The following is a 23581-nucleotide window of genomic DNA, read 5'->3' on the forward strand; positions in this document are numbered from 1 at the left end:
GAATTACTTATTATTGTACTAATTAGTACTATCTAACTTATTTAGATCAATATTTACCAATTTACAACTCTTCAAACCATTTTGGAGAAATAAAATTTATAATTACTTTTTGGCTGCCAATATTCAAATAAACAATTATGATGGCATACAAACTAATTATCGTGTTAAATAATTAAAAAAAACCTGATATATCTCAGGTTTCCACAAATATCTTATTAATTTTAGCCAGTTGAGATTTTAGGCTCAGTTTAAGCTGTTCAGTTCAACCTGTTTACGGTAGTTGACCAGATCTTCAACTGTAACTACAGGCATGCCGTGCTTTACAGCAAAATCTACTATTTCGGGCATGCGCGCCATTGTCCCATCTGGATTTGTAAGTTCACAGAGAACACCATATGGTTTTAATCCAGCAAGACCCATCATATCAACAACTGCTTCAGTATGCCCTCTACGTTCCAATACTCCACCCGGACGGGCTCTTAAAGGAAACATATGTCCCGGGTGATGAAGATCTTCAGGCTGAGCATCATCAGCAATAGCAGTTTTAACTGTTTTGACCCTATCAGCCGCTGATACACCAGTAGTGACTCCTTCTGCAGCTTCAATAGATATCGTGTATGCGGTCTTAAAACGGCTTGAATTATTTTCCACCATCATTGGAAGTCCTAATTCATGCACTTTTTCTTCATTGAGACATAAACATACAATACCACTGCATTCTCGGATAAGCATTGCCATTTGGGCTTCATTAAGGGATTCTGCAGCAAAAATTATGTCTCCCTCATTTTCTCGTTGCTCATCATCGGTAACTATTATACCTTGACCACAGCGAAGGGAATTTAAAGCATTTTCCACCCTTTCTACTGAGTTACCGAATTGCGCCAATAAATTTTGATTCATGGTAATAAACCTCCATTTTTAGTTGACTTACCAGAATCAGGGCAAAAAAAACATAGACATGCCTAGTACTGAATATACCTGAATATTACAAGCATTCAAAACATTACAGACATTCATATTCTCTCCCATCCGGACTTTCACCGTCGGCTCTGGATTCTAACCAGATCTGCTGACCTCTTTTAATATAAAAGAGCGCTCGCGGGCTTACTAATTTAAACTAGCATACCGCCGGTAGGGAATTCCACCCTGCCCTGAGAATAAGTCATTGATACATCACTTTTAATTTAATAAATAATTTTCGCTTAATACCTAAAACTAAATTTAAAATAATTCATCAAAACAGCCGTTTATAAATAAAAATACCATAATCCACTCTTTGATGAATTCATACCAAAATAAAATTTTAATTTTTTTAAATTAAGTCTTTATATTTAGCTACAATTTCTTTAAATGAATCTGTAATATATGCTATCTGCTCTTCGCTGAATCCATAAACACTGCATTTGAACCATTTGGTTTGTCCACGTTTTATTCCAACGATACTTCTCTTTTTAAGTTCTTCATACAGGAAAAATCCTCTCCTTGGATGGTTTTCAGCTATTTTATCAAAGACAGGTGTTTCAAATCTGGTGAGGTCATGTTCTTTTGGTTTTACCCCTATCTGATGAACACCTTCAATTTCTTCCAGCTGCCTTACAAAATTCCTTGTCTTTTCAACTTCCTCATCCCAATGCTTGACCCTCTCTGCAACATATGGGAGTGATGCCATTAAAGTTACTATTGGAGCCCCTCTACTGGTACATCCAAGCATTTCAATTTCTTTAACTTTATGCCTCTTTGAATGTTTAAGTAAAGCATCTGAATATTCTTCCTTCATTCCAAGCACACCAATTGGTCCTGATGCCGCCATACTTTTATGGCCGCTTCCAACTACAAAATCCATATTTAACGCTTTTGCATCTATCGGAAGTCTTCCCATAGAATATGCGCAGTTTAAAATTATAGGAATCCCTGCTTTATGAGTTACAGCACCAACTGCTTTTGCATCAGCCAGGTTACCATAGTCACCATCCACATGAGTAAGCAAAGAAAGTTTAATATCTATTCCACTGTCAATTGCGTTTTCCAAAGTTTCCCTGTATTTTTCAGGGGTTATTTCATATGCAGGATGCCCATTATTTGGAACTTCAATCACATTAAGCTTATTTCGTTCTGCAGCAAGGTGGGTTGTGTAGTGTGCATTTCCATCTACAATTACAGTATCGCCAGGTTTACATAACGCATGCATTATTGCAAATTTACTTTCCCTTGCACCATGTGTAGTTCTTACCTCATCAACATTGATAAATTTCGCTAAATCCTGTAAAAATCCGCTTATTGAAGGATTAGGCACTTCATCAAGCCTTCCAGCACAGTAATCACATACACTGTAACCGTCAGCATACTCAATTAAAGCTTTTCTTGCCTCAACAGGCAGCATTCCCCCACGCTGGAGAGGATTTAAGTTCAAATTGTCTCTTTCTGTATTTCGTGTAAGTCCATACTCCTGACATTCCATATTATTCACCTGTATCCCTATTAAATAATTAAAAAAAGATAAAAATATATTAAAAGCATCCATTAATACTTGATTTAAAGTTAATGATATTTTATTGATTATTTTATAAATTTGATATTAACTGATTCTCATTAAGTCATCGTAAGCTGACAAAGCAGCTACTGCACCTTCTCCACATGCAACTACCCACTGATTAACTCCACCAGTGACATCACCTGCAGAGTATATTCCCTGAATACTGGTTTTTTGACTTTTATCAGTTATAATGTAACCATTTTTGTCAGTCTCTAATCTTATATCTTTAGCTATACCATTTGAAGGTATGTCCCCAACTGCTATAAATATTCCATCAATCGGGTATTCATTTTTTTCATTAGTTTTTTTGTTAAGCAGTACTACACTTTTTACAAACATGTCACCCTTTATTTCATCTATAACAGAGTCCCAGAACATTGCAATATCTTTTTCTTTTAATTTCTCCTGCAGATATTTTTCAGCCCTAAGTTCATCTCTTCTATGTGCAACAGCTGTATATGAACCAATAGTATCTAAATATAAAGCTCCCTGAATAGCGGTATTACCTCCGCCCACTATTAAAATCCTTTTGCCCATAAACAAAGGCCCATCACAGACTGCACAGTAAAAAACACCTCTTCCAAGGAATTCTTTTTCTCCAGGCGCGTTAAGTTTTCTGTGAGTAGTTCCTGTACACAATATCACTGATTTAGCCTTATATTCTGCTTTCTGGGATGAAACTTTTATTTCGTGGTCGCTGATGATTTCTAATTTTTTGACTTCTTCCATTTCATTTATTTTAGCATACTTCAATGCCTGCTTTTTAGTGTAGTCTATTAACACTTTACCCGAAACTAATTCAAATCCAGGATAATTTTCCATATTAGGAACCATCAGCCCTGCTCCACCTGCAAGCTGTTTTTCAAGTATTAATGTCTTCAATCCCTGCCTTCCAGCATAGATTCCTGCTGTCAGCCCAGCAGGCCCTGATCCTATAATAATAACATCATATTCATCCATCAGATCACCTTAAGTCACTAATTATAGTGAATAACCTAAATTATTCTGCAATTTTAAAGAATTTAAACAGAGTATCATACAATTAAAGCGCGTAAATACGGTTTAAATGGATGATTTCAAGCATCTAGTTATCCACTAAAAAAATAGTGGTTTTAAGCACTCTAAATCAAATTTAACGCTTTTAATTCATTATTCATTTTTTGAGTTAACTCATTCTATATTCTGTAACTTATCCCTCAAAAGTTTATTCACAAGCTTTCCATCAGCTTTCCCCTTTAACTTTTTCATGGACATACCCATAAGAGGACCCATAGCACCCATTCCACGTTCTTCCACCATTTTCTTATTTGAGGAAACTATTTCAGCTATTATCTTTTCAACATCATCTTCAGACAGCATCATTAAATTCAAACTTTCTGCTGCTTCTTGTGGTGAATTGCCCTCACTGCACACATTTGCTAAAATCTGAGGAAGTGCATCTTTTGATATTTTACCATTTTCTAAAAGTTCAAATGCCTCAAGCAAAATGCTGTTATTCAATTCATCTATACTGCAGCCATCCCTTTTTAGTTCCTTTAAAGTATAAGCTAAAGTTGATGCTATCGTTGTAGAATCTACACCCGATTCTGCTTTGATTTTTTCAAAGCTGTCAGCCCTATTTCTCCTTACAAGCTGTTTTGCAAGGTCTTCACTTAAATTATACTGTTTAATTATTCTAACTTTCTTTTCATCTGGAAGTTCTGGTAAATCAGACTTTATATCACCAAGTAGCTCTTTTGATACGCTGATTGCAGGAATATCTGTTTCCACGTACATTCTGCTTGCTGTTGGAAGCGGCCTCAAATAATCTGAATTTCCATCAGGTAATGCTTTCCTTGTTTCTTCGGGTACTGCTTGAAGTGAGATTTTTGCCCTTCTCTGGACTTCCTGTAAAGCATTGATGACTTTTTCTTTTTCATCTGCAATTAAAATAAAAGCATCTTCATCTCCAAGGCCTAAAAACTCATTTATTGCATTAACTTCATCTTCAGTTATGCCATAAGCGGGAAGTTCATCAGTGTGGAACAGTCCAGATACTCCCATTTTCTTGGCATACCCAGCAAGTTCTGTACCAAATCTTCTACCTGGCTGAATTTCAATTCCTATTAATCCTTTAAATCCATTCAATTTAATTGCAAATACACTTTCAGCCTTTGCAATTATTTTGGATTTAGTTTCTTTTAATAACGGAGCTATATCATGCAATTCATCTTCAACAGATGCATTTCTATTATTCAATTCATCCTTTATTTTTAAAAGGTTTACCTGCCTTTTAACTTCATTTTCAACCATTGTAGACATGAGATCTAAGTCTTGAACTCCTTTTAGCTCGACCCTTGCCCCTTCCTTAATAGATATGTTTAAATCTTGACGTATAGTCCCTATTCCTCTTTTAACTTTAGTACTCCTAAGTACTTGCCCTATATGGTATGCAACTTCTTTTACCTGTTCAGGGTGAGTTATAGAAGGTGCGGTTGTTATCTCAACGAGAGGAATTCCAAGCCTGTCCAGCCTGAAGTTAACTTTACCCTTCTCTTGTCCAATTCTTCTTGCAGCATCTTCTTCAAGACATAAAACATCAATCTTGACATTTCCGTATTTTGTTTCCAGAACACCTTCTGTTGCAACAAGACCTGTTCTCTGGAAACCACCAGTATTACTTCCGTCTATTACCTGTTTCCTCATGGTATGGAATTCATCCACAACATGCATATTGAGGAGTGTTGCTATTATTAAGGATACTTCAAGCGCTTCCCTATTTAATGGATGTGGAGGTTCTTCATCTGCTTCAACAAGGCAAGTTTCATGTGCATAAGCATCATAGATGAAATTTAGTTTTCTTCGTGCCTCTTCAAATGCGGCCCGGTCTATTTTTCCAAGTTCACTTTGGGTAGGCCTTAAATTCCTTAAAATTTTAAATTCTGGTTCTTTATCAGTAAGATTACAATCGCATGGGCAGAATAATTTTTCTTTCGTATTCAACTGCTGATGTACTTCAAGACCCATTTTAAGTCCAAGTTTTTCATAATCAATCATTAAATCACCGCTAACCATCAAATTATATTAAAAAATACTTTATGGAGCTTTTATCTTCAATTTCTCCAGCTATGTTAGTTTGCATTGTTTTTTCGACTTCTTCAATTTCATCAGTTTGCCCTAAAGCCCAGCAGAGTTTAACATAAGCTGTTTCAGGTAACATATCTCCGGCAGAGATTACGCCTGCAGTTATAAGTTTTCTCCCAGTACTGTAAACGTTCATGTTGACTTTTCCATAAAGACACTGGGAAGCCATTACCACAGGAATTCCACTGTCCCTTGCTCTTTTTACGGATGGAATAATTTCCTCCGGACAGTGACCTAAACCAGTGCCTTCCAGAACAATCCCCTTATACCCCTTATCAATATGATAATCAATTATTTCACCAGAAATTCCAGGGTAGCTCTTAATAAATGCAACATCAGATTCTACAGCATCCTGAAGCTCAACTTCACCATCGGTTCTTGTTTTATACCTTAACTGTTCATCTAAAATTTCAATTCCGCCGTTTTGAACCCGTGCAAGTGGAGATGTATTTATACTTCTAAAAGTGTCTCTTCTTGAGGTGTGCATCTTTCTTACCTTTGTACCGCGGTGTAAATCACAGTAGGTATCATCTTCAGTCGCATGCATGCAGACCATAACTTCAGCCATATCAGATTTAGCAGCAGTCATTGAATTTAAAAGATTTAAAAATGCATCAGAAGAAGGCCTATCTGAACTCCGCTGCGCACCAGTAAGCACTACCGGTACAGGAGTATCCAACATAAAGCTCAACGCAGCAGATGTGTAGTGCATGGTATCAGTCCCATGGGCAACAACAACACCATACGCACCGTCATTTATTTCATCAGCTATAGATCTTGCTGATTTAACCCAGTATTCAGGTTTCATGTTTTCGCTTAAGATGTTTAAAACTGCTTTTCCTTTGATATTTGCATATTCCAGAAGCTCAGGGTTAGCCCTGATAAGGTCATCAGCTGTAAATGCAGGATGAACTGCACCAGTTTTGTAATCAATTATTGATGCAACTGTTCCCCCAGTTGATATTATAGATATATCATGTTTCTGGTTATCTCTTTCAATATCAAGTTTTGACAACTCAATTTTAGGTTTTTCACCCTTTTTAACGAGTTCAATTGTTGCATTTTCTATATTTATTCCAACATTGTAACCATTTTTAAGCTTTAAAACAAGATGCGTCTCATCAGCATCTTCAGCTCTGTCTAAAAGCATGCCTTCGTAGGAAATATCTTTTTTGGTTATTTTAACACTGTCACCAACTGATATACCTGCAGATCCTAAAAATATTTCTGAAGCTCCTCTGTAACTCATAAAATCCCTCTTTTATCGGTTGTAATTATGAAATTAAATTCAAAATAGTTTATACCTACTCTATATCTTAATTAGTTATTAAATAATTTAAATGAGTTTGAATAATTAACCATGTTGATCATAGTTTAATATGCCACTTGAAACTTTTTGTAATTCAACTTAATTTTGATTAATTTTATTTAAATTGATTCATTAATATCAAGCACTACAAAAAGTAATTGTAGAAAACAGAAAGGTAACAGAAAATAAAAAAAAACCCAAAATTACCTAATCTTGATAAATACATGCAATAGATTAATTCCAAAGTCTTTAAAAAAATGTTGAAGTTCAGGCATTATCAACCTAATCTAACCCTGCAAGTGCACGAATAAGGGAACTTTGAGTTATAAGACCAACTAAATTTCCATTTTCAACTACAGGAATCCTTTGATAACCTTTATCTGCCATGACCCTTGTAATCTCAAGTATAGGAGTATCTCTATTAGCCACGTATAATTCTTTAGTCATTAGATCATTTACTTTAAGACCCAACGCTTCTCCCCCAGCTAAAAGAACATCTCTATGGGTTATTATCCCTACGATTCGCTTATCATCAACTACAGGAAGTCCTCCCACATTACATCTCATCATTTTCAATTTAGCTGCTGCAACCAGGTCTTTTGGAGAAGTTACGTGAACTTCTTCGATCATGATGTCCTCTGCCTTTAGCTTTTTAATCATAGACTTATTTTTAGTACCAGTCATATATTAAGATAAGGAATTGAACTTCCAAATGTAATTCATCATAAACTATGAACTATACAAAATTACTGAATTAAAGTAATTTTTTTTAAAAGATACAGTCTCTACATAATAAATTAACAGTATTGCAAAATGTAATTACTTAAATATACAATACTAAACACAATATTGAAATTATAATGAATTTTAATTTAAGTCGTGTTAAATCTATGAGTGGCAGTTACATGCATTGTATTTTTAGATAATGCAATATACCACTTTAATAATGGATTTTTGCATTACCAGTTTATATTAACATGAAAGTAAAAAGTTATAGTTAGAGTTTTATCTAAATTTTTTAAGACGAGGGATTAAACGTGACTCAGTTAGAATACGCCAGAAAAGGCCAGATCACCAATGAAATGGAAATTGTCGCTAAAGAGGAAAATATTGACATCCAAAAACTTATTAAACAAGTGGCAAAAGGTTATATCACAATTCCAAAGAATGTAAATAGTAAAAGTGTTCCCAAAGGTATTGGAAAAGGACTCAGCACAAAAATTAACGCCAATATCGGATCATCTTCAGAAATAGAAGATATAGATGTTGAAATTCAAAAAGCCAAAGTAGCGGTCGAATACGGCGCTGATGCTATAATGGACTTAAGTACCGGGCCAAATCTGGAATCAATTAGAGAAAAGATAATGCAGGCAGTGAATGTTCCAATTGGAACTGTCCCTATTTATGAAGCAGCTGTGAGCGCATCCAAAGAAAAAGGTGCTGTAATTAACATGGATGAAGACGACATGTTCAACGCCATAACAAACCAGGCAAAAGAAGGTGTTGATTTCATGACCATCCATTCAGGAATAACCATGGACACTGTAGAAAAAGTAAAAAATTCTGATAGAATTATGGGCGTTGTAAGTCGTGGAGGATCTTTTTTAGCTGCATGGATACTTCAAAATGAAGAAGAAAACCCCCTTTATAAAAATTATGACTATTTACTTGAAATAGCTCACGAATACGACGTTACACTAAGTTTAGGAGACGGGTTAAGGCCAGGATGTCTTGCAGATGCTTCAGATGTTTCCCAAATTCAGGAACTTATTACTCTTGGTCAACTTGTAGAAAGAGCAAGAGATGCAGGAGTTCAGGTCATGGTAGAAGGTCCAGGACACGTGCCACTGGATCAAATCCAGGCAAACATGAAAATTCAAAAAACCATCTGTAAAGGAGCGCCTTTCTATGTTTTAGGCCCGATTGTAACCGATCTTGCTCCAGGTTACGATCATATAACATCTGCTATAGGGGGAGCTATTGCTGCTTCTTCAGGGGCAGATTTCCTGTGTTACGTTACCCCTAAAGAACATCTTGCAATACCAGACATTGAAGCTGTAAAACAGGGAGTTATAGCATCCAAAATAGCTGCACAAGCTGCAGATGTCGCAAATGGAGTTAAAAGTGCATGGCAAAACGAACTCCAGATGGCAAATGCACGGAGAAACTTCAACTGGAAGAAACAATTTGAACTTGCATTTGACCATGAAACACCTCGAAAATACAGGGAAAGTAAGCCCACAAGCGGAGATATGTGTACAATGTGCGGTGAATTCTGTGCTTTGAGGATTGTAAGGGATAATTTAAGCTAAATTACACACATTCACTTTTTTTCAAATTTCTTTTTCAATTCAAACTGTACCCAACATCCTGTCAGATTTTCATTTTATGGATTTTAAACCACTTCGAAAAATAAAAATACTAAAACGCATAATAGTATTACAAGGTGATTGTATGAGATCCATATCTAAAAGATCAAATTTAATAAAAAGAATAAGATCTTACAGCACATGTCCAAGTTGCGGGTCTAACAATCTGGTAAAGGTGGACGAATATTATTACGAACCATCAGGATGGTTAGAAATATATGAATGCCAGAATTGTGGATCTCTAATTGAAAGACCTTTATCATAATATTTTTAAGACCTTGTGGAACAGAAACCATATAAATTAAAAAATATTTTTCGAAATAGTACTGTTTCAGGAGATTATATACGCAAAATAAGTTAAAATAATCTAATTCTAAAAATATCAAGTTTTATTTGCCTATTTTTAAGAAATTATGTTAAATATATCTAATTAAATAAATAAAAACTATTTAATTTCTTAATTTTGAAATTAAGGTTTTATCCATTTAAAAAATTATAAATAGATTCGTTTACATAATAATAAAAGATTTTTCATAAATTTCAGGAGGAAAAGTATGGCCATGGAACACGTAGAAGGAAAAAACAAAGGAGATGTAGTTCTTTATGCTTTAAGTACTTGTGGATGGTGTAAAAAAACCAGAATGCTTCTTGAAAAGCTTGGTATCGAATTTAATTATATTTATGTTGACCTTACAGAAGGTGAGGAGCGATCAAATGTTATAAAAGACGTTCAAAAATGGAATCCTCAGCTTTCATTCCCAACGGTTGTAATAAACAATAAAGATGTTATTGTAGGGTTCAAGGAAGATGAAATCAAGGAGAAACTTGTATGAGTAATATAAGTGATGCCGAACTGGATCATTTTTACGAAAAAGTGAAAAAAGACGTTGAAGCCAGCGGATATCACCTGAATTCAAATGTTGAATTCACAAAAGAACTCTTAAAAGGCATACTTACCAATGAAAAACGTTATGGATATGGATCTTGTCCTTGCAGACTTGCAGCAGGTGATAAAGAAATAGATATTGATATAATCTGCCCATGTGATTACAGAGACCCTGATTTAAATGAGTATGATGCATGTTACTGCGGTCTTTATGTCTCAGGAGATATTCTAAAAGGTACAAAAGAAGTTTTTGCAATACCAGAAAGAAGACTTACACTTGAAGAACGAGAACAATCCCAAAAAGGAACCTTAAGTGGTGCACCATCCTCCCTTCAATTTCCCGTTTGGAGATGCAGCGTCTGCGGCTACCTATGTGCACGTGAGGAACCACCTGAAGTATGTCCAATTTGTAAAGTTGAAAAAGAACGCTTTAGGAAGTTCTTATAATCAGATTAACTAATTTTTTTATTCAAAGCTAAAATACATTCAATTTAGCTTATTTTATACTATTCAAATTAAATCCAATCTGTTTAATCTATTTTATACTTAAATCTTAATTTAATCAAGCAAAAGAATAAATAATCATTTTAACAAATATGATATTAAATTTTCTGGTTGATTTTTATGAATTCACTTCTAAGTTTTGCTGAAAAAAATCTTGAAGAGTTGGTCACACCATTTGGACAGACAGATGTTTTATTACTTTATGCTATTGCTGCAGGTAGACTTAAGAAATATTTAGGAGATCGGGAACTTGCAGGTAAGATATGGATGCCTTCTGGAAGAATGCGTTATTTGATTAAAAGAGGATCTAAGTTAGAACCGTTATTTGCTCATGAGCTTGAGGAAGCTGTTACTTTAGAATTTTTAGAACTTAGATCAAAAACAGAACACTTATCATCTGCAAAAAAAGAAATAACAGACGTACAGGCGAAAGTATGGCAGTATTTTCTTCCAAGAAAGCTTTCTGATTTTTTCTATGCCACAAATCATGAAGGTCCAGGAAAAGAGATTGACAGGATATTTTTTGACATAGACCGTTCTAATGGTATTTCTGCAGAACAGGCACAGGAAACCACACAAATATTTGTAGAAACTATAAAAGAAGATCAGGAACTTGAAGAGTTATTAGGAAACTATGACCTATCTATTAACTGGACTGGCAATTCTTTCCATGTTTTATTCTTTTTAGATGAATTAATGCCCAGTCCATTCTATGATGAACATTTTCAGTATTCAAAAAATGATCCTGAACGTAATTTTACAGGTAAATGGGCTAAAAAAATTAATGAACAGGTTGAATTTAAAGTAGCAGGAGGCCATGAAAGACAAGGTAATTCTATTAATATAGACCCTTCACAGAGCCCTTCAGGTAAATTATGCCGTGTTCCTTTAGGATCGTTGCATATGGAAAATCCCGAAACAATAAATGGTATTTCTGTACCTATAACTGAAAAAATGCTTTATAATGAAGATCTGATTTCTAAATTAACCCTTTATACTCCAAAAGATATTATAAAAAATTTAAGTGAAATTGAAAAAAACTTACCTGAAAGATTCAGGTAAAAAATTAAGTTTGAAAGTATCGAGATGCCCGGTGATCAAAATTAAGTTTGAAACATTTACAAAAACCCTTGAGAAGTTGGAAAATACCAGTTCTCAAAATGAAATGGTAGACATCCTCGCAGAAACATTCAAAAATTTATGCGACGATGAGATAGGTGAAGTCTGCTATTTAGTACTGGGAGAAATAGGGCCAGGTTATGAAGATGTTAATCTTGGTTTAAGCGAAAAAACCGTACAGTCTGCAATTTCACTTGCAAGTGGTTACGATAAAGCACACGTGGGCGAAGAAATAAGAAATATAGGAGATATAGGCGAAGTTGCAAGTAAAATGCTAAAAGACTCTGAAAAGAAATTTAAAAGGCTTTTAGAAGAGCATAAAGAGCCATCTGTAAATGATATTTATAACGGCTTTAGAAAAATCGCTTTTGCAAGTGGTAAAGGTTCTCAAAAGGTTAAAACTGAAACATTAGCTTCAATGCTTCTGGATGCAGATGATATGGGGCGGAGATACATTGCAAGATATGCTAATGGTAAAATGAGACTCGGTATTGGAGATATGACTGTTCTAAACAGCCTTTCTGTTTCATTCTTTGGCTCAAAGAAAGAGAAAAAAGAACTTGAACATGCCTACAACATAAGTTCAGATATAGGACTCATAGCCCGAACTTTAAGTAGCAGTGGGTTACGGGGAGTTAAAGAGATAAAAATTTCATTAAATAGGCCTATAAAGGCCATGTTAGCCCAAAGAGTATCGGAATTTCAAGATATTAAAGAAAAAATTAAGTCCCGAGATATTGCAGCTGAAGAAAAATTCGACGGTGAGCGGATTCAGGCCCATAAAGATGGAAATAATATAAAATTATTTTCCCGGCGTTTAACTGATATAACTGACCAATTTCCAGATTTAATTGAACATATTCAAAAATATGTTAAAGTGGAAAAAGCTATTTTAGACGGGGAAGTGATGGCCTATGATTTTCAAGAAGAACTTTTTGGCTCGTTTCAGATATTAATGCAGCGTCGAAGGAAATATGGAATTAAAGAATACCGAAAAAAGATTCCTGTCAGGTACATGCTGTTTGATGTTCTTTATGTAGACTGTGAATCATTTATGCATAAAAGCTACCCTGAAAGAAGGAAGAAACTTGAAACAATTGTAGAAGGTTCAAAATACATTTCACTAGCTAATCGGAGAGTTAGTTCTGACCTTGATGAGATAGATGATTTCTTTCAGGAGTGTATAACTAAAAATCTGGAAGGTATCGTTTGTAAATCATGTGCAGAAGATTCATATTATAAAGCTGGGGGAAGAGAGTGGACATGGATTAAATGGAAAAAAGAATACCTCAGCGAACTATCAGATACCCTTGACTTAGTTATCGTAGGCGCATTTGCAGGTAGAGGAAGACGAAGTGGTACTTATGGAGCCCTTTTATGTGCTGCTTATAACTCTGATGAAGATGTATTCCAGACTGTCTGTAAACTGGGAACTGGATTTTCTGATGAACAATTAGCTAACTTACCTAAAACGCTTGAGGACGCAAAAGTAGATAAAAGTCCAGCACGAGTTACAGTGGCCAAAGAAATGAGCCCTGATTTCTGGTTTACCCCAAAATATGTGGTAGAAGTACTTGGATCAGAGATAACTAAAAGCCCTGTTCATACATGTAACTGGAATAAATCTGAAAAACAAGGTTTGGCTTTAAGATTTCCTAGATTCATTAGATGGCGTGAAGAAAAATCTCCAGAGCAAGCTACAAGCTCAAATGAAATTTTACAGATGTATAAAGGATAACAAATATGCTGAATCCAACTTTTCCCAAATATAAACTTGGAAGGAATGAACGCATGGCAGTAATATTATACAACTCTATTTAACAGCTTATTTTCCAATAATTATCCCAATAAAAATAATTTGATCTAAACTTTTTTAATTATAGATATTCATAAATCACTCCCAATTTACATATGTAACAATAATACAGATTAAATACTACTCTTTTTAAATATAACCATTAAAAATCATATATAACCATTAAAAAGACATATAAACCTATTTAACAGCTTATTTTCCAATAATTATCCCAATAAAAATAATTTGATCTAAACTTTTTTATAGATAGATATTCATAAATCACTCCCAATTTACATATGTAACAATAATACAGATTAAATACTACTCTTTTTAAATATAACCATTAAAAATCATATATAACCATTAAAAAGACATATAAACCTATTTAACAGCTTATTTTCCAATAATTATCCCAATAAAAATAATTTGATCTAAACTTTTTTAATTATAGATATTCATAAATCACTCCCAATTTACATATGTAACAATAATACAGATTAAATACTACTCTTTTTAAATATAACCATTAAAAATCATATATAACCATTAAAAAGACATATAAACCTATTTAACAGCTTATTTTCCAATAATTATCCCAATAAAAATAATTTGATCTAAACTTTTTTATAGATAGATATTCATAAATCACTCCAATAAGTAATACTAAACTATAAAGTAATATGATAAATCATGGAATAAATTTTTTCACATGATTTTCATTATAGTGGAGGTGAATTTATGACAGATGTTATAAAAAGTAATGGAAAAAGAGAGCAATTTAGCGAACAAAAAGTAAAAAATTCAATTGAAAATGCAGTTAAAGATGCTGGTTTTAGCCCACAGGAAAAAATGAACGTTATAGAACATGCATCACAGGATGCTGCACAAATGGCTCAAGGCCAGGATGAAATTAAAACAAGACAAATAAGAGACACCATATTAAATGATTTAGAACAAGATGATCAGCAAGTTGCCAACGCATGGAAGCAGTATGAACGCCAGCATGGAATTAACTACTGATTTCTTAAAATTTCTATTTTAAACCCGTTTAATAGATAAATAAGGTTACTTTAGTCTAAATTTATGAAATAATATTTTAATATGGTGGAGGTGAATTTATGACAGATGTTATAAAAAGAAATGGTAAAAAAGAACAGTTTAGCGAACAAAAAGTAAAACATTCCATTGAAAGTGCAATTAAGGATGCCGGACTAAACCCGCAACAAAAAAGTGGCTTAATTGATAATACCGTAAATGATGTAAAACAGCAAGTAATGAACAAAGATGAAGTAAGAACAAACGAAATAAGAGATATAGTAATAGATGACTTAGACCAAGATGAAGAACAGGCCGGAGAAACAACAGTTGGACAGGCATGGAGAAATTATGAAGAAGAACATGGAATTATCTATGAAGAAAGCAGCAGACGCAGAAGATAATTCTATTTAAATTAGGGGAGAATTATAAACTCCCCACATTTAGCCTAATAATAAGTATATTCTTATTTAATTAATTTTAGATAGTTTAATTAAAAAATAACATTCTATACATGCTTTTATATTTTGATTTCATAGTTTCTTAATAAAAAGTTAACTTTTATATTGGGAGGATGTAAATTTATGACCGATGTAATTAAAAGAAACGGCAAAAAAGAGCCTTTTAGCGAACAAAAAGTAAAAAATTCTGTTGAAAGTGCAGTTAAAGATGCAGGATATAGAACGCATGCCAAAAAAAGACTCATAGATAAAACTCTGAAGGACTTAAATCAAGCAGTGCAAGGTAAGGAAGAAATATCCTCAGCAAAAATACGCAACATAGTAATAAATGAACTTGAACAGGAGTGGGACGGAGATCAGGTCCCTGTTGCAAGGGCATGGCTAAATTATGAATTAAAACACGGAATAATCTATCAAGAGTAATTCATAGTTAAGTAATGACTAATTAATCATTTAAGTGTTTAAAAAAATGAAATCCACCCAAAAATACTTTTTAGGCTGCTCTGGATGGTATTATAAGGACTGGGCAGGAAATTTTTATCCTGAAAAACTGAGTAAGTCAAGATGGTTGGAATACTACTCTAAACAGTTTAACACTGTAGAAATTAACAACACTTTTTATCGATTTCCAAGCGAAAAAACAGTTAAAGGATGGTATAATAAAACTCCCGATAATTTTAAGCTTACTTTAAAAGCCAATCAGGTTATTACCCATAGAAGAAGATTTAAAAACACACAAAGCACACTTAATCATTTCTATAGTCTTGCAGAAACTCTTAATGAAAAATTAGGATGCATATTATTCCAGATCCCTCCTCAAAAATCAAAAGATATTGATTTTTTAAAAAATGCCGTCAAACAGTTTGACCTTTCAAAAAATAATATTATAGAATTTAGACATCCAAGCTGGTATAATGACGAAGTTTATGACTTATTAAACGAATCTGAAGTAGGATTTTGTTCAGTTTCATCTGCTGATCTTCCAGATGATCTTGTAATAACAGCAAATATCACTTACATTAGATTTCACGGAGTTGGAAGTGAAAAAAATCACTATCTTTATTCTGATAAAGAATTGAAAGAATGGACAAATAAGCTAAAAGAATCAAATTCAAATCAAGTATTTTGTTATTTTAATAATGATTATAATGCAAACGCCCCTAAAAATGCTCAAATGCTGCAAAAAATAATTAGTAACTCATAACTACTTTTCAATTGCTTTTTTAAGAATTACCATATCCTTTTTTAATTGAGGTAAAAGTACACGTGAGTACAACGCTGCAGCTGGGTGGAAAAGAGCCATATATTTTCTACCGTTTAATTTGTATGTATTTCCATGGATCTGTTTAATATTTTTTTTACCAATTAAGGCATAAGCTGCACTGTTTCCAAGCAATCCCACGATATCAGGGTCGATTAATTCTATCTGCTTGTTTAAATATAGATCAATACAGGTAGTATATTCTAACTTTTTTGGTTTTCGGTTGTTTTCAGGCCTGCACTTTACAATTGAAGTGATGTAAATATCAGACCGATCCATGCCTGCTTCTTCTATTATCTCGCTTAAAATTCTACCTGCCATTCCGATAAATGGTCTTCCAGTTTCATCTTCTTTTTTTCCAGGTGCTTCCCCTACAAGCATTATCTTAGCATTTTTCGAGCCTTCCCCAAAAACAACTTTGGTTCTACTCTCATGTAATGGGCATTTAACACAGGTACTTGCAACTTCACAAAGCTCTTCTAAATTCATATATACTATTTTTTAAACAATTGTATATATGCATATTTTGCAAAATTCTTTTCACGTTTAGATTCTATGAAGTTCCTTAAAGAATCAGCACGTGAGGTAATTTTCTCAATATTAAATAGCTCCTGCATGTACCCTTCATAATCTACATTTTCAAGTTTAGATTCTATAAAATGATCTAAAGACTTAATGTAGGAAAGAATAAGTTCAACTCTAAGCATTTCATAAACGTATTTTGCATAATGATTTCTTTCTACGCTTTTTTGTACAAAATGAGTAATATAAGAAACAATGATTTCCATTTCATCCGATTCATCCGTAGTTCTATGACCTGGCTGATTAACAACACCTTTGATGTTTTCTATCCCTCTAGTTGATCCTACAGTACTTATTGCCAGTTTAAATGAAGTAATTCCAAACTTAAAGATTAGAACTCCCACTATTGCTATAAATGCCAGTAAAGCAGCATATGATGCAACCATCCATACAAGGTCCAAAACTGCCATGCCTACCATTTTGTTATTCATAATATTTAAATTTTTATTACTTTATTACTGGCCTGTTCATAATTTTTTTTAAATAAGCAAAATAACTCATATTAGGAACAATTAAAAATACATATCAAAATAGTTTTGTCTAACACTAGTTAAAAACAGATATTAATGCAATTAATTTGACTTATAACAATACAAACAGGTAAAAAAATAAAAATATCATTTATTAATTACAGCATCAGTATTACTTTTCCTAAAAAGTGAAAAATATGTAAAATCTTGATTTTTACAATTGTGAAAATGAGATAAAAATATCTATTCAAATATTTCTTTTTGGCAATTCGGGCAATAATAAGCCGTTCTACTTGAAATTTTAATTGTTTTTAATTTTATATCAGAATTTGGGCATTTCCCATTCTTTTTTCTGTGGGGAATTATAAATGAATCTGGAAGTTCTTCGCCGGCTATCCTTTTACCCACCGATGTTTTAAGCACATCTTTCATTACTTTAAAAATTTGTTCTGTTTGATGATCATTTAACTTATTAGCAGGCACTTTAGGATGAATACACGCCTGAAAAAGTATTTCATCAGAATATATATTACCAATGCCTGCTATTATATGCTGATCCATCAATACTGATTTAATGGCACCTTTTTTCCTTTCAAATATCTGTTTAAATGTTTTTAGATCAATTTCAGTCGCATCATGTCCTAACTTCTTTTCTTTAACAAATTCTTCAATTGAAGAGGCCAGATTGATCTTTCCAAACTTCCGCGGATCATCAAATGCAATGTGGCTCTCATCCTCAAAAGTTATGAGGAGTCTATCATAAGAAGGTGCTTCATCCTGATTTTTAAAGTATTTAAGCCTTCCAGTCATTCCATAATGTAAAATTAACCAGAAATCATTGTCTAGAGCTGTAAAAGTATATTTACCATATCTTTTAGTATATTTAAACTTGTGACCTTCTAATTTTTCTTTTAATGCATCTGCATCCACATTTTGAAGAAGTTCAGGATTCTTAACCTCTACATTTTCAATAATTTTATCAAGTGAAGTCCTATCTAAATATTTTCCAAATGCTTCCACTTCAGGTAGTTCCGGCATAAAATCCCCCATTTAAGTTACTTGTTTAATATATTTGACTTTGAAATTTAAAAACTTTAAATAAGTTATAAAATTTGGAAAATTTTAGTTTAATTCTATATCAAAGATTTTTAACTGGTACCTGAAAGGGAGATAAGTTTATTTTAATGAGCGCTCTATTGTATAACAGAGCAGTTGACGTTTTTATAAGATCTCATTTATTAAATCTAATTCTATATGTGATAATTATGGCCAAGCTAGAGAGTAAAATGAAATACAAAGAGCTCGTGGATGTCTATGAATCATTGAATTCCACCACCAAAAGACTTGAAAAAACAACAATTCTTGCGGAGTTTCTAAAAAATACCGACGCAGAAATTCTTCCAATTGTCACTTTATTATCATTGGGCAAAGTATTTCCAACATGGAGCGAAAAAGAGATGGGAGTGGGCCTAAAAATCCTTATGAAAGCCATATCATTAGTTGTAGGAGTAAGTCCTGAAGCTGTGGAGGACAGTGTAAGGGACAGGGGAGACATCGGTTTAGCTTCGGAATATCTTTTCAGTAATAGATTTCAATCAACTCTATTTACAATGCCCCTAACTATAGTCAAAGTTTACAACAATATGGAAAAAATGGCAGATAAATCAGGGAAAAAAGCACAGGGAAAAAAGATAGAAATTTTACGTGAACTTCTTTCATCTGCATCACCAAAAGAAGCTAAATACATCACAAGAACCGTTCTGGAAGAGCTTAGAGTTGGACTCGGAGAAGGTACACTCAAAGATGCCATTTCAGAAGCTTTTAACATAAACAAGGAAGTTGTAGAAAGAGCCATGATGCTTACAAATGATCCCGGCCTTGTTGCAGAAGTAGCCAAAGAAGAAGGGGAAGAAGGGCTTAAAAATCTGACACTTATACCTGGAAAACCTGTAAAACCAATGCTTGCCCAACTTTCAAAGAGCGTTAAAGATGATATTAAAGAAATGGGCTATGCCCTCTGTGAAGTTAAATATGATGGTTTCAGAGTTCAGATTCATAGAATTAGAGATGAAATCAAAGTTTTCACAAGAAGGCTGGACAACATAAAAGATGCAGTTCCAGAAATCGTTGAATACATCGAAAACTGCCTGCCTCATAAAGATTTTATTGTTGAAGGAGAAATAATCGCTATGAGAGAAGGAAAGCCAATTTCCTTCCAGTATGTCCTTCAAAGAGTGCGAAGAAAGTATGAAGTTGAGAGATTACGGCTTGAAGTTCCATTAACATTGTATCTTTTCGACACTCTTTACTTCGAAAAACCACTTATAGATACGCCGTTTGAGCAAAGGCGTAAAATACTTGAATCAATCTCTAAAATAGATGATGGAAAATTTGGTCTCAGTACCCAGGTCAAAGTAACACCAGAACATACCGCATATGCAGAAGACCTTTTCAAGCTTGCAATTGAAAAAGGGCATGAAGGGATAATGATAAAAGACCCGCATGCCCCATATATGCCCGGTATAAGAGGTAAAAAGATGCTTAAATTTAAAGCTACGCCTGAAACTCTGGATTTAGTAATTGTAGGTGGAATATACGGCAGAGGGAGAAGGGCAAACCTCATAGGTTCTTATCTTGTTGCTGCGCAGGATGGAACTGGAGCTTTAAAAACAATAGCACATACCGCAACTGGACTCGATGATAACACCTTACTCGAGCTTTCCAACAAAGTTGAAAGCTCGATTATAGAAAAAAAAGGCAGGAAAGTAAAATCAGAACCTGAGATTATCCTTGAAGTCGCATTCAGTGAGATTGTTAAAAGTCCAGAATACGAAGGTGGTTACTCATTAAGATTCCCTGTTGTTAAAAGAATAAGGGAAGATTTAAGTATTGAAGATATTGACACTGTTGAACGCGTGGAATCAATTTTTAAGAGTAAAAGTTAATTTCATAGCACATTTCATGTTTATTTTTTTACTTGGAATTAATGAGTTTTGCAAATAAATGAAAAATATCAAGATAATATTAGATACTACCATTCTAGCCCTAGTCTAGCTATATTGCGCCTCATTTCAATTTATTTCATAAAATAAAAGGTAAATACTTAAATATACCAATATTGAAATACTTCAATTGGCCAATGGAGTAGATCAATATGAAAGATAGTCAAATTTTTACAGTAGCCTTGATAATTGCAATTTTAGGTTTATCAGGAATGATACTGCTTTCAGACAAAATAACACCTCAAGAAATTAAGATAAAAGACCTAAACAAAGGAATGCTTGATGAAGATGTATCAGTTGTGGGCATGGTCGAGAAAATAGACAAATCCCCAAGAAGCAATACTTATTTTTTACAGTTAAGAGATGGAACTGGGAAAACAACGGCCGTAGTATTTGATAATGCAGTATTAGACCTTGAAAAGAATAATTTAACTCCACTGTCCTTTGTAAATCATAGGGTGAAAATAACAGGGAAAGTGCAGCAATATAATGGAAATATGGAGCTGATTTTAAATGATGGAGAATCCCTAAAAATACTTGTTTAAATATGCAGTTTATGACTATTCATCCTTTAAAACCCCTATATCTAAAGTATAATTTTTAATTTCACTCAGTATATCCTTTGCATAGTAAGATGAAAATATTATGCCCAGTACGCTAACCATCCAGAAAGAAACTAACCTGTCTGCAAGAGCTATACTTCCACCTAGCGCTGCTGGAACTCCAAAAAGTGCGAAAAGTCCAGTAAGGGATAATTCGATTGATCCTATTCCTCCAGGAAGTGCAGAAGCTATTCCAATAATATTTGCCAGGATCAGTATTATAATAACTGAAGTAAAACTTATCTGAACATTAAATGCATAAAATACTACATAAAGCCTGAAACATTCTAAAATCCACGACATAAATGCTAAAATAGATACAAAAACTAAATTTTTACTTGTTGTAAAGGAATTTGTATGGCTGGTCATTCCTTTTAACCCTTCTGTAAACTTGAGATATATATTATCCAGGGTTTCATTATTAATGGGTAATTTACATAAAACCGGGTGAATTTTATTATATATCCATATACTAGTGTCTTCTCTCCAGTTTACAAGATATACCAGCAGTACCATTATTAAAGACCCAACAGCCCCCATAATAGACACGAAACGCATGTTTTCTATCCATATAGAAGAAATAATAAGAAGAAGTGCCACAATTAAAAAGTCAAAGAGCCTTTCAGTTAATCCTGCGGACAATCCTTCAGATAGGGATATTTTATTGATCTTTTTACCCGCAAGTGCGTTTAGAACTTCACCTGCTGTCCTCATTGGGGAAAAGTTCCCTGCAAAAAGCCCTATTGTTTTAACAATATAATTATTTTTAATTTCAAAGGGCTTATTTATTATAAATCCCCATCTAAGAGCCCTTACTTCAATAACCAGAAGGTGAATTAAAAGAGCCACCAAAAGCCATTCCCACTTAGCAGTTTTAAAAGCATTTATAATATTAACAGGCCCTATCCACAATACAAGCAAAACAATTAAAGCTATACTGACAGCGAATACGTAAAATCGTTTCAATTAGATTCCTCACTTGCTTTCTCTTTGATATTTTATAGATAAGCTCATTGAAGTATGTCTATAACCAATCGTTATAAAACTATGTAAAGCATGTTCCTAAAACAAATTGTTTAATAATTATAAAATAATTGAAGATGCTTTGAAACAGAAAAATATGGATTAACCAATTCCACAGGAAATGCTGGTTTTACATATTAAATCTTTAAGATATTCAATATACCTATCTCTAATTACCTAATTTTGCAGCGATAGGGTTACTTATAATCCTAACCTTGAATTTCCTGCCTAAAAGGCCAATAATAAACAGTATATATTTTAGAGCATGTATTTTAGTCACATAAGACTTCTCATCACCATATTTACATGGTATTGCCGCTTCATTAACTTCTATTTCATGTTCAGATGCCTTATAAAGCATTTCAGATTCATATACATAATCATCATATTTTATATCTAAAAAAAGTTCCGCAGCATCCCTTGACATAGCCCTAAAACCACTCTGACTATCTGTAAGTTTAAAACCAGTTACAAATTTAATAAGACCCGTTGTAATTTTATTTGAAAGTTTTCTCCAGATCGGCATATTTTCCGGATTTCCATTTTTAAATCTTGAGCCTATTACCAGTTCATTATCCCCTATATTTGATATAAAGGAAGGTATGCAATCAGGATTATGTTGACCATCACCATCAAGCAATATTAAAACATCATAATCATGATTTAAAGCTTCTTTAAGTCCTGATTTTATAGCAGCCCCCTTACCCATATTTTTTTCATGTTTTACTATTTTAGCACCTGCACTTTTTGCGCGGCCATAAGTACTGTCACCCGAACCGTCGTCCACTACTAAAACATCACAGTATTTAAGTGCACATTTTACTACGCTTTCAATAGCTTTTTCTTCATTGTAGGCCGGAATTATAGTGATAAATTTCATTTTAACTTCCTGTTTAAATAAAGTTCATTAGATTACTTTTGTAAACATTGTCCCTAATAATATACAATTTTGTAAACATTTTATAAAAGTAAATGATATTCACTATTTAATTAATTTATCGTATTAAATTTTTACCGTATTTCACATTTTTCAAAATGAACTTTAAATAGTCTAAAAGTATTATAAAAAGAATCTAATTAATTTACAGTCGTAATTTAACTATTGATAAAAATATGATCATCTTTTAAAGATTATTTATACAAATAGAGAATGTGCACATACCTCAGTTTAAAGTTGAGGAAATACGTAGTATTTCCGAACCTTAAAATTTTATGAAAATAAAATTTTTAAAGTTGAGGAAAATGCATAGCATGCAAAAATCTACGATTTTTGCGTGTCAAAATCTCTCAAACACTTCGTAGAATTTTGACAGTGCTCGAGGGCATTAAAGTTTTTAACAAAATTGATTAATACTTTAAAATATAAATGATAGAATCATATCAATAACGTTAATGTGGTGTAAAATTAGTGTTTATATTGAATTTAAATAAATTTAGCCCAATTAAGACTTTTGAATGATTATTTAAATAAAGAACATATTTCATGCCAAATATAACCTTTATA

23 protein-coding genes and 1 riboswitch are annotated in these 23581 nt (G+C 33.2%); of the genes, 12 read left to right on the plus strand and 11 right to left on the minus strand.

The window, feature by feature from the left end:
• Window positions 1-243: 243 nt before the first annotated feature.
• The 6 genes from ribB to ASJ80_RS10515 form a co-directional block, all read right to left on the minus strand.
• Entirely contained in the window at window positions 244-900 is a 657-nt protein-coding gene (ribB, locus tag ASJ80_RS10490; protein WP_069582833.1) for a 3,4-dihydroxy-2-butanone-4-phosphate synthase, read from the minus strand.
• Window positions 901-1013: 113 nt separating this feature from the next.
• Window positions 1014-1163: riboswitch (FMN riboswitch) on the minus strand.
• A 149-nt stretch (window positions 1164-1312) separates the two neighbouring features.
• Complete coding sequence (gene pscS / locus ASJ80_RS10495; RefSeq protein WP_069582834.1) at window positions 1313-2458, minus strand: O-phospho-L-seryl-tRNA:Cys-tRNA synthase; 1146 nt, start codon at window positions 2456-2458, stop codon at window positions 1313-1315.
• Between the two features lie 117 nt (window positions 2459-2575).
• Entirely contained in the window at window positions 2576-3493 is a 918-nt protein-coding gene (locus tag ASJ80_RS10500) for an FAD-dependent oxidoreductase (RefSeq protein ID WP_069582835.1), read from the minus strand.
• Between the two features lie 210 nt (window positions 3494-3703).
• The gene (gatE, locus tag ASJ80_RS10505; protein ID WP_069582853.1) at window positions 3704-5566 is read right to left on the minus strand and encodes a Glu-tRNA(Gln) amidotransferase subunit GatE; all 1863 of its coding nucleotides are present in this window, start codon (window positions 5564-5566) and stop codon (window positions 3704-3706) included.
• A 25-nt stretch (window positions 5567-5591) separates the two neighbouring features.
• Window positions 5592-6905 carry a Glu-tRNA(Gln) amidotransferase subunit GatD gene (gatD, locus tag ASJ80_RS10510; protein WP_069582836.1) on the minus strand — a complete coding sequence of 438 codons (1314 nt, stop codon included), beginning with the start codon at window positions 6903-6905 and terminating at the stop codon, window positions 5592-5594.
• Window positions 6906-7247: 342 nt separating this feature from the next.
• Window positions 7248-7625, minus strand: coding sequence for a CBS domain-containing protein (locus tag ASJ80_RS10515; RefSeq protein WP_069582854.1), 378 nt, complete (start codon window positions 7623-7625; stop codon window positions 7248-7250).
• A 377-nt stretch (window positions 7626-8002) separates the two neighbouring features.
• Here ASJ80_RS10515 and thiC point away from each other — a divergent pair, with 377 nt between their 5' ends.
• The 10 genes from thiC to ASJ80_RS10565 all read left to right on the plus strand — a co-directional run bounded on the left by thiC (window position 8003) and on the right by ASJ80_RS10565 (window position 16341).
• A complete protein-coding gene (thiC, locus tag ASJ80_RS10520) occupies window positions 8003-9277 on the plus strand; it encodes a phosphomethylpyrimidine synthase (RefSeq protein WP_069582837.1) in 1275 nt (424 codons plus the stop codon).
• A gap of 142 nt (window positions 9278-9419) precedes the next feature.
• Window positions 9420-9599: a hypothetical protein gene (locus tag ASJ80_RS10525; RefSeq protein WP_048080498.1), complete on the plus strand. Its 180-nt coding sequence runs from the start codon at window positions 9420-9422 to the stop codon at window positions 9597-9599.
• Between the two features lie 289 nt (window positions 9600-9888).
• Window positions 9889-10167, plus strand: coding sequence for a glutaredoxin family protein (locus ASJ80_RS10530; protein ID WP_069582838.1), 279 nt, complete (start codon window positions 9889-9891; stop codon window positions 10165-10167).
• Window positions 10164-10667, plus strand: a complete 504-nt coding sequence (locus tag ASJ80_RS10535) for a ferredoxin-thioredoxin reductase catalytic domain-containing protein (protein ID WP_069582839.1) — start codon at window positions 10164-10166, stop codon at window positions 10665-10667. Before ASJ80_RS10530 ends, ASJ80_RS10535 begins: the two co-directional genes overlap by 4 nt.
• A gap of 177 nt (window positions 10668-10844) precedes the next feature.
• Window positions 10845-11786, plus strand: coding sequence for a hypothetical protein (locus tag ASJ80_RS10540; RefSeq protein WP_069582840.1), 942 nt, complete (start codon window positions 10845-10847; stop codon window positions 11784-11786).
• Window positions 11749-13581 (plus strand): ATP-dependent DNA ligase, encoded by a 1833-nt coding sequence (locus tag ASJ80_RS10545; protein ID WP_083240865.1) that lies wholly within the window; start codon window positions 11749-11751, stop codon window positions 13579-13581. Before ASJ80_RS10540 ends, ASJ80_RS10545 begins: the two co-directional genes overlap by 38 nt.
• Window positions 13582-14379: 798 nt before the next feature.
• Complete coding sequence (locus ASJ80_RS10550) at window positions 14380-14661, plus strand: ATP cone domain-containing protein (protein WP_069585676.1); 282 nt, start codon at window positions 14380-14382, stop codon at window positions 14659-14661.
• Window positions 14662-14759: 98 nt separating this feature from the next.
• Complete coding sequence (locus ASJ80_RS10555) at window positions 14760-15080, plus strand: ATP cone domain-containing protein (RefSeq protein WP_069585675.1); 321 nt, start codon at window positions 14760-14762, stop codon at window positions 15078-15080.
• Between the two features lie 180 nt (window positions 15081-15260).
• The gene (locus tag ASJ80_RS10560) at window positions 15261-15560 is read left to right on the plus strand and encodes an ATP cone domain-containing protein (RefSeq protein ID WP_069585674.1); all 300 of its coding nucleotides are present in this window, start codon (window positions 15261-15263) and stop codon (window positions 15558-15560) included.
• A gap of 46 nt (window positions 15561-15606) precedes the next feature.
• Entirely contained in the window at window positions 15607-16341 is a 735-nt protein-coding gene (locus ASJ80_RS10565) for a DUF72 domain-containing protein (RefSeq protein ID WP_069585673.1), read from the plus strand.
• On the opposite strand, the gene ASJ80_RS10570 is transcribed toward ASJ80_RS10565, so the two are convergent.
• The 3 genes from ASJ80_RS10570 to ASJ80_RS10580 all read right to left on the minus strand — a co-directional run bounded on the left by ASJ80_RS10570 (window position 16342) and on the right by ASJ80_RS10580 (window position 18488).
• Window positions 16342-16887, minus strand: a complete 546-nt coding sequence (locus ASJ80_RS10570) for a uracil-DNA glycosylase (RefSeq protein WP_069585672.1) — start codon at window positions 16885-16887, stop codon at window positions 16342-16344.
• Between the two features lie 5 nt (window positions 16888-16892).
• On the minus strand, window positions 16893-17411 hold the full coding sequence (locus tag ASJ80_RS10575; RefSeq protein ID WP_069585671.1) for a hypothetical protein: 519 nt from the start codon (window positions 17409-17411) through the stop codon (window positions 16893-16895).
• Between the two features lie 282 nt (window positions 17412-17693).
• Window positions 17694-18488 (minus strand): Fpg/Nei family DNA glycosylase, encoded by a 795-nt coding sequence (locus ASJ80_RS10580; RefSeq protein ID WP_069585670.1) that lies wholly within the window; start codon window positions 18486-18488, stop codon window positions 17694-17696.
• 248 nt (window positions 18489-18736) lie between these two features.
• On the opposite strand from ASJ80_RS10580, the gene ASJ80_RS10585 reads away from it, so the two are divergent.
• Entirely contained in the window at window positions 18737-20395 is a 1659-nt protein-coding gene (locus ASJ80_RS10585) for an ATP-dependent DNA ligase (protein WP_069585669.1), read from the plus strand.
• Between the two features lie 209 nt (window positions 20396-20604).
• On the plus strand, window positions 20605-20997 hold the full coding sequence (locus ASJ80_RS10590; protein ID WP_069585668.1) for an OB-fold nucleic acid binding domain-containing protein: 393 nt from the start codon (window positions 20605-20607) through the stop codon (window positions 20995-20997).
• A 15-nt stretch (window positions 20998-21012) separates the two neighbouring features.
• Here the strand turns inward: ASJ80_RS10590 and ASJ80_RS10595 are convergent, their stop codons facing one another.
• Together ASJ80_RS10595 and ASJ80_RS10600 are read right to left on the minus strand one after the other, a co-directional pair.
• Window positions 21013-22020, minus strand: a complete 1008-nt coding sequence (locus tag ASJ80_RS10595; RefSeq protein ID WP_069585667.1) for a flippase-like domain-containing protein — start codon at window positions 22018-22020, stop codon at window positions 21013-21015.
• 226 nt (window positions 22021-22246) lie between these two features.
• Window positions 22247-22957 (minus strand): glycosyltransferase family 2 protein, encoded by a 711-nt coding sequence (locus ASJ80_RS10600; protein ID WP_069585666.1) that lies wholly within the window; start codon window positions 22955-22957, stop codon window positions 22247-22249.
• Window positions 22958-23581 lie beyond the last annotated feature (624 nt).

Origin of the sequence: Methanobacterium bryantii, assembly GCF_002287175.1 — an archaeon.
Taxonomy (GTDB): domain Archaea; phylum Methanobacteriota; class Methanobacteria; order Methanobacteriales; family Methanobacteriaceae; genus Methanobacterium_D; species Methanobacterium_D bryantii.

Coding starts and splice junctions, on each gene's coding strand:
- ribB (WP_069582833.1), bottom strand. CDS start 900: ATGAATCAAAATTTATTGGCGCAATTCGGTAACTCAGTAGAAAGGGTG.
- pscS (WP_069582834.1), bottom strand. CDS start 2,458: ATGGAATGTCAGGAGTATGGACTTACACGAAATACAGAAAGAGACAAT.
- ASJ80_RS10500 (WP_069582835.1), bottom strand. CDS start 3,493: ATGGATGAATATGATGTTATTATTATAGGATCAGGGCCTGCTGGGCTG.
- gatD (WP_069582836.1), bottom strand. CDS start 6,905: ATGAGTTACAGAGGAGCTTCAGAAATATTTTTAGGATCTGCAGGTATA.
- ASJ80_RS10515 (WP_069582854.1), bottom strand. CDS start 7,625: ATGATTAAAAAGCTAAAGGCAGAGGACATCATGATCGAAGAAGTTCAC.
- ASJ80_RS10525 (WP_048080498.1), top strand. CDS start 9,420: ATGAGATCCATATCTAAAAGATCAAATTTAATAAAAAGAATAAGATCT.
- ASJ80_RS10530 (WP_069582838.1), top strand. CDS start 9,889: ATGGCCATGGAACACGTAGAAGGAAAAAACAAAGGAGATGTAGTTCTT.
- ASJ80_RS10535 (WP_069582839.1), top strand. CDS start 10,164: ATGAGTAATATAAGTGATGCCGAACTGGATCATTTTTACGAAAAAGTG.
- ASJ80_RS10540 (WP_069582840.1), top strand. CDS start 10,845: ATGAATTCACTTCTAAGTTTTGCTGAAAAAAATCTTGAAGAGTTGGTC.
- ASJ80_RS10550 (WP_069585676.1), top strand. CDS start 14,380: ATGACAGATGTTATAAAAAGTAATGGAAAAAGAGAGCAATTTAGCGAA.
- ASJ80_RS10555 (WP_069585675.1), top strand. CDS start 14,760: ATGACAGATGTTATAAAAAGAAATGGTAAAAAAGAACAGTTTAGCGAA.
- ASJ80_RS10560 (WP_069585674.1), top strand. CDS start 15,261: ATGACCGATGTAATTAAAAGAAACGGCAAAAAAGAGCCTTTTAGCGAA.
- ASJ80_RS10565 (WP_069585673.1), top strand. CDS start 15,607: ATGAAATCCACCCAAAAATACTTTTTAGGCTGCTCTGGATGGTATTAT.
- ASJ80_RS10570 (WP_069585672.1), bottom strand. CDS start 16,887: ATGAATTTAGAAGAGCTTTGTGAAGTTGCAAGTACCTGTGTTAAATGC.
- ASJ80_RS10575 (WP_069585671.1), bottom strand. CDS start 17,411: ATGAATAACAAAATGGTAGGCATGGCAGTTTTGGACCTTGTATGGATG.
- ASJ80_RS10580 (WP_069585670.1), bottom strand. CDS start 18,488: ATGCCGGAACTACCTGAAGTGGAAGCATTTGGAAAATATTTAGATAGG.
- ASJ80_RS10585 (WP_069585669.1), top strand. CDS start 18,737: ATGAAATACAAAGAGCTCGTGGATGTCTATGAATCATTGAATTCCACC.
- ASJ80_RS10590 (WP_069585668.1), top strand. CDS start 20,605: ATGAAAGATAGTCAAATTTTTACAGTAGCCTTGATAATTGCAATTTTA.
- ASJ80_RS10600 (WP_069585666.1), bottom strand. CDS start 22,957: ATGAAATTTATCACTATAATTCCGGCCTACAATGAAGAAAAAGCTATT.